The organism is Candidatus Symbiopectobacterium sp. NZEC135, assembly GCF_025962695.1.
Window position 1 is genome coordinate 1 of sequence record NZ_JAGFPF010000511.1, and the last position, 1,289, is coordinate 1,289.

The window sequence follows — 1,289 nt, forward strand, 5'->3', positions numbered from 1 at the left end:
AGGCAGCACCACCGTGAACAAAAATCCAGCTCTGGTCCTTATCAGGAGCGACGATCATGGTACTTTCTGCTATAGCTCTGTTCGCCAAGCCGTGCTGACGTGCGCGATGCGTGAGTTTCCCGCATCAAGATGAGGCGAGTGACCGCAAGCGTCCGACATAGAGAATAAGCGAATCGGCATGAGGTATAGCAATCACTGACTCATCCAACGTTAGCCGTTATCCAGATACTGGCTGATACCACGTATTGCGCATGCATAAGCGATACGCCACAGGTGTCATTATTCAGTGAAAATATGCTCGCGCTTTGTTTTGATCGAAGGGAGTACAGTGATTGCTAGCAGCACCAATGCCATTAACAGCAAACACAGACTGATGGGTTCTTCGATGAAGACGGCATAACGTCCTCGCGACATCATCATGGCCCGACGCAGGTTTTCCTCCATCAACGGCCCGAGAATAAAACCCATCAGTAAGGGGGCTGGCTCGTAGTCATAAGCCACCAACGCGAATCCAATCAGCCCAAATAGCGCCGCCGTAAAAATATCGAATGAACTGCTCGCCACACTGTATATACCAATGCAACAGAACATAATGATAACCGGATACAGTAACCGATAGGGAATTCGCAACAGTTGTACCCATACCCCGACCAGTGGCAGATTGAGCGCCAGCAGCATGATATTGCCAATCCACATACTCGCAATCACACTCCAGAACAGAGTGGGTTGGTCCGTGATAAATTGTGGGCCCGGTGTAATACCGTGGATCATCATCGCACCCGCCATCAAGGCCATGGTGCCATTAGAGGGGAGACCCAGCGTTAATAAGGGAATAAACGACGTTTGAGCCGCTGCATTATTAGCAGACTCGGGCCCCGCGACACCGGCAATCGCGCCGTGACCAAATTGCTCAGGATTTGCCGACACCTTTTTTTCTACCGTATACGAACAGAACGTTGCCAGCGCCCCACCGCCACCGGGCAGCAGTCCAAACAGCGACCCAATCAGCGTACCGCGTAACACAGGACCCGCCGATTGACGGAGATCGTCACGGCTTAGCAAAACGCGCCCGTGGGGAATAACGTTGCCCGTAGATTGTTCCCGAAGGGAAACCACACGGATGATTTCGCTGATACCAAACAGCCCCATCGCCAACGCAACAAAACTGATACCGTCCGTGAGTTGGATAATGCCAAAGGTATAACGCTCTGTCCCTGAATTGACATCAACCCCCATCAATCCGAGCAGCATCCCTAGCACCATTACGGCAAACGCCTTAAGCAACGATC

General features: G+C 51.8%; 1 protein-coding gene. It reads right to left on the bottom strand.

Features of this window, described 5'->3' with window-relative positions:
- Window positions 1-279: 279 nt before the first annotated feature.
- Window positions 280-1,289: tripartite tricarboxylate transporter permease (locus tag J5224_RS28315; protein WP_264628435.1), on the bottom strand; the 1,010-nt coding region annotated here is incomplete at its 5' end.